The organism is Bacillus sp. 05T31 (assembly GCF_056396725.1).
In genome coordinates, this window is record NZ_JBFTMA010000288.1 from 1 (window position 1) to 5,003 (window position 5,003).

4 protein-coding genes and 1 other annotated feature are annotated in these 5,003 nt (G+C 36.2%); of the genes, 2 read left to right on the plus strand and 2 right to left on the minus strand.

What is annotated here, in order from left to right; translation table 11 throughout:
• Positions 1–29 precede the first annotated feature (29 nt).
• Positions 30–1,223, plus strand: a complete 1,194-nt coding sequence (locus AC1DJR_RS17120; RefSeq protein ID WP_477003098.1) for a NupC/NupG family nucleoside CNT transporter — start codon at positions 30–32, stop codon at positions 1,221–1,223.
• 77 nt (positions 1,224–1,300) lie between these two features.
• Here the strand turns inward: AC1DJR_RS17120 and AC1DJR_RS17125 are convergent, their stop codons facing one another.
• Both AC1DJR_RS17125 and proB read right to left on the minus strand, forming a co-directional pair.
• On the minus strand, positions 1,301–2,548 hold the full coding sequence (locus AC1DJR_RS17125; protein ID WP_477003095.1) for a glutamate-5-semialdehyde dehydrogenase: 1,248 nt from the start codon (positions 2,546–2,548) through the stop codon (positions 1,301–1,303).
• Between the two features lie 103 nt (positions 2,549–2,651).
• The gene (gene proB, locus AC1DJR_RS17130; RefSeq protein WP_477003096.1) at positions 2,652–3,755 is read right to left on the minus strand and encodes a glutamate 5-kinase; all 1,104 of its coding nucleotides are present in this window, start codon (positions 3,753–3,755) and stop codon (positions 2,652–2,654) included.
• A gap of 145 nt (positions 3,756–3,900) precedes the next feature.
• Positions 3,901–4,111, minus strand: a binding site (T-box leader).
• A 339-nt stretch (positions 4,112–4,450) separates the two neighbouring features.
• On the opposite strand from proB, the gene AC1DJR_RS17135 reads away from it, so the two are divergent.
• A partial coding sequence (locus AC1DJR_RS17135) for a pyrroline-5-carboxylate reductase family protein (protein WP_477003097.1) occupies positions 4,451–5,003 on the plus strand: 553 nt, incomplete at its 3' end.

Genomic DNA, 5,003 nt, shown 5'->3' on the forward strand with positions numbered 1-5,003 from the left:
CAAATAATAAGCCTCAAGGAGTTGTTGATATGCATTTCATATTAAATATGTTAGGGATTTTCGTTGTAATATTAATCGTTTTCCTATGTTCGCCTAATAAAAGAAAAATAAAATGGAGACCAATTGTTATTCTAATCATATTGGAGCTTTTTATTACGTGGTTTATGTTAGGCACGAAATTGGGCAGTATTATCATTAATAAAATTGCGTCATTTTTCAGTTGGCTACTATCATGTGCGAATGAAGGTATTCGATTTGYATTTCCTTCAGCTATGGAAAATCAAACAGTTGATTTCTTCTTTAGCGCATTACTTCCTATCATTTTTGTTATCACTTTTTTTGATATTCTTTCGTATTTTGGAATCTTAACTTGGATTATTGATAAAGTTGGTGCAATCATTTCAAAGATTTCTCGTTTACCAAAGTTAGAAAGCTTCTTTTCCATTCAAATGATGTTTTTAGGAAATACAGAAGCACTTGCAGTTGTTCGTGATCAATTATCTGTGTTAAAAGAAAATCGTTTGTTGACTTTTGGAATTATGAGTATGAGTAGCGTCAGCGGATCCATTCTTGGTGCTTATCTATCAATGGTTCCAGCAACATATATTTTCAGCGCTATTCCTTTAAACTGTATTAACGCATTAATCTTGGCTAATGTTTTAAATCCTGTAGAAGTTACTAAAGAAGAGGATGTTATTTATTCACCTTCAAAAAATGAAAAAAAAGATTTCTTTTCTACTATTTCAAACAGTATGTTAGTTGGGATGAATATGGTTATTGTTATTTTAGCGATGGTAATTGGGTATGTAGCATTAACAGCATGTTTAAATGGTATTTTGAGCTTTTTTGTAACAGGCTTAACAATTCAAAAAATCTTCTCTATTATCTTTAGCCCCTTTGCTTTTTTACTCGGTTTATCAGGAAAAGATGCTATGTATGTAGCTGAATTAATGGGGATAAAAATAACAACGAATGAATTTGTTGCAATGATGGATTTAAAATCAAACCTAAAGTCTTTACAACCACATACAATTGCAGTTGCCACTACATTTCTAGCTTCTTTTGCAAACTTTAGTACAGTAGGTATGATTTATGGAACTTACAATTCATTATTTGGCGGAGAAAAATCATCAATAATCGGTAAAAATGTTTGGAAGCTTCTTGTTAGCGGAATGGCTGTTTCCTTATTAAGTGCTATGCTTGTGGGGCTTTTTGTATGGTAAATGAATAATTGTAATATGATGAAGACACTTAAACTGAATTGGGTTTCTTCATCTTATTACTTGTTCTTTTATAATTCTTATCCCCGAATCTGTCCATTCCCACGAATCACATATTTTGTGGAAGTTAATGCAGGTAACCCCATTGGTCCCCTTACATGTAGCTTTTGTGTACTGATGCCAATTTCTGCGCCGAATCCGAATTCAGATCCATCCGTAAAACGAGTCGATGCATTATGATAAAGTGCCGCGGCATCAACAGATGTGAAAAATTTGCTGACGTTTTCCTCGTTCTCTGTAATAATCGCTTCGGAATGCATGGATCCATACGTATTTATATGATGAATCGCTTCTTCCGTAGTGGAAACCACTTTAACTGCCAGTGTGAGAGATAAAAACTCTGTTTCCCAGTCTTCTTCTGAAGCTAATGCAATAGAAGAATCAATTGCCAATGCTTTATTATCACCACGTAGCTCCACGCCTCTTTCCTTCAAGGAAGAGAACAGCTCGCTACCAAATTGCTGCGCCCAATTCTCATGAAGTATAATCGTTTCAATTGCATTACATACAGATGGACGTTGCGTTTTTGCGTTTATAATAATATTAAATGCCATTTGTTTATCCGCTGTTTCATCAATAAAAATATGACAATTTCCCGCACCTGTTTCAAGTACTGGAACAGATGCTTCTCTCACTACAGTATCAATTAATTGTTTGCCACCTCTTGGGATAAGAACATCCAAGTACTCATTCAATGTAAACAACTGCTTTGCACTATCGCGCGTTGTATCTTCTATGAGCTGYACRCTTTCTGRAGGCAAGCTTGTTTGTTTRAGCGCYCKGTGAATAACGCTAACGATGGCTTTGTTAGAATGAATAGCAGAAGAACTACCACGTAGTATTACTGCGTTTCCCGTTTTTAAGCAAATTGTAGCAGCATCCACTGTCACATTCGGCCTTGCCTCGTAAATCATTCCGACAACACCAAGTGGTACGCGCATCTCCTGAATAGATAATCCATTTGGTCGTTTCCATGCACTTACACGCTCTCCAACAGGATCACGTAAATCAATTAGCTGCTTAATWCCYTCAGTCATATCAATGATACGCTGTTCATTCAGCATAAGACGATCAAGRAGWGAMTYAGAAAATCCTTTTGCCTTCCCTTCTTCAATATCYCGTTTGTTTTCCTCTAAAATATAAGCTATTTCTACTATCAGCTGATCAGCAATTACGGCAAGTGCTTCGTTTTTTTGATTTGTAGATTTAAGTACAAGTTCTCTAGCAATTTCTTTCGCCTTTTTCCCCTTTGCCAACACTTCATTCATTTTTATTTCCTCCTTTTTAAGGTTAATCAGTTTTTATTTGAGAACCATTTAACACCAGTATCTAAATCTTTCCTGCCCATTAAAATTTGAGTGCTCTCTTTTCTTAAAATGAAACCCAGTGATCTCTATGGATGACTTCATAATTATGCCTTTCGCCTCTTGCTTGAATATCTTGGCTTTGCATACCTTTTAAATTCCTTAGTTCCTCTGCGCTATATGTGCATTGTCCTTTTCCTATTACGCGCCCTTGTTGCGTGATTACTTCCACGACTTCACCCACTTGGAAAAATCCTGACACATTTGTAACACCAGCAGGAAGAAGACTCTTACCATGCTGAATGATGGCAGAAGCTGCCCCCGCATCTACTTCAATTTTTCCGCTAACGAGCGAATGCAAGGCGATCCATTGCTTGTTCATCTTAATCACTTTTTGAGGAGCATTCCCGATATATGTTCCATCACCTTTGCCCTTCATAACATCTAAAAACTTCTCCTGTCCACATCCCGTTCCGATAAATACACTCACTCCAAGAGATAGTGCCGTCTTTGCAGCATCGATTTTTGATTTCATACCGCCAGTCCCAAGTTTTGAGCCMGCATCTCCWGCAAGAGAAGCAATTTCTTCCGTTACCTCAGGAAGGAAATGATATTTTTTCGCATCCGCATTTTTCTGAGGATTTTGGTCATATAAACCGTTCACATCTGTAAAAATCATGAGCATATCCGCCGATACAAGCCCGCTTACTAAAGCTGACAGCATATCATTATCACCGAACGTTAGCTCTTCTAAAGAAATGGAATCATTTTCATTGATTATAGGAAGAGCRGAACGRTTTAGTAGCTCTCCTAAAGTAGCGTAAGCGTTACTGTATTGTTCTTTTCTAGAAAARTCACTTCTCGTTAGTAAAAGTTGTGCAGTAACGATACCATATTTACGGAATTCCTCCGTGTAYGCCTGCATTAATAAACTTTGCCCGACAGCGGCAGCAGCCTGTTTCCCTTTAATTGTCACAGGTCTGCTAGGATACCCTAGAGCAGAAAAACCTGCAGCGACTGCCCCGGATGTAATTAGTAAAACTTCATGCCCTTCCTCTTTCAATCGTGCCAATGCGGCAACGTGATCTGAAAGTTGTTCTTTACAGATACCTCCATGACTTGCTGCCAAGGAACTGCTCCCAATCTTTACAACAATTCGTTGTTTTTTCACTTTTGTATCCCCCAAGTCTAAAATCAAAGTTTTTTATAAATTTCACTTCTATTCATACAGCTTACAGCGGCTTCTATTCTTATCAGTGCTGCACCTAGCCTATTAAAGAGCAAAATAAAAATGACCACTTTGCCCTTAATAAAATAAAAAGGACGAAACGGTCATTGTTCCGCGGTACCACCTTAATTGATATACATAGATATCCACTTGGCGCCTATAACGCAGGCGTACGCCTAAACTTTCATTTAAGACTCGGGGATAGGTTCGATACTTTCTATACGAGGAATCTTTCAGCCGGTGAATTCCACTCTCTTTCGCAAGAAGACATATGTACTAATTCCCTTCAACGATTTTCAATTTAATTTTTTATATTATGCGATATAATTTGATTTGGTGTCAAGAAGTATTTTTAAAAATAAATAGAGCGGCAAGTTACTTGTATGAAATTATTACCCTACTGAATGAAAATACAAATCGATATAAGTTTAACTCATATTCATCAACATAAAACCTAAAATTAAAGTGTATATATTTACATAATGTCGAATATAATTGATTTTCAACTTTTGGTGTTGCAAAAAGGAATATATTCTCTTAGAATGTTTCTTTATATTGCATGGAGATGTTATTGTTATTTTAAGATAACAATTTCAAAATGATATAATTTATTATAAAAGGAGCCAGATTGAGTTATTATGGATAAACAAATTGGATTCATCGGTTGCGGAAATATGGGAATGGCTATGATTGGTGGGATGCTAAACAAAAAGATAGTGTCTGCAAATAATATTCTTTGTTCGGATTTAAACACTACGAATTTAAAAAATGCTAGTGAAAAATATGGGCTARCTACAACTACTGACAACAATGAAGTAGCTAAAAATGCTGATATTTTAATTTTATCAATTAAACCAGACCTATACGCATCAATCATTAACGAAATAAAAGAAGTGATAAAAAACGATGTTATCGTCGTAACGATCGCTGCAGGAAAAAGCATTAAAAGTACTGAAGAGGCTTTTGCTAAAAAATTAAAGGTTGTAAGAGTAATGCCTAACACCCCTGCTCTTGTTGGAGAAGGAATGTCTGCGTTATGCCCTAATGAAATGGTGACAGAAAAAGATTTAGAAGATGTGCTAAACATTTTCAATAGCTTTGGTCAAACAGAGATCGTAAGCGAAAAATTAATGGACGTTGTAACATCTGTAAGTGGTTCGTCGCCAGCATACGTATATATGATTATAGAAG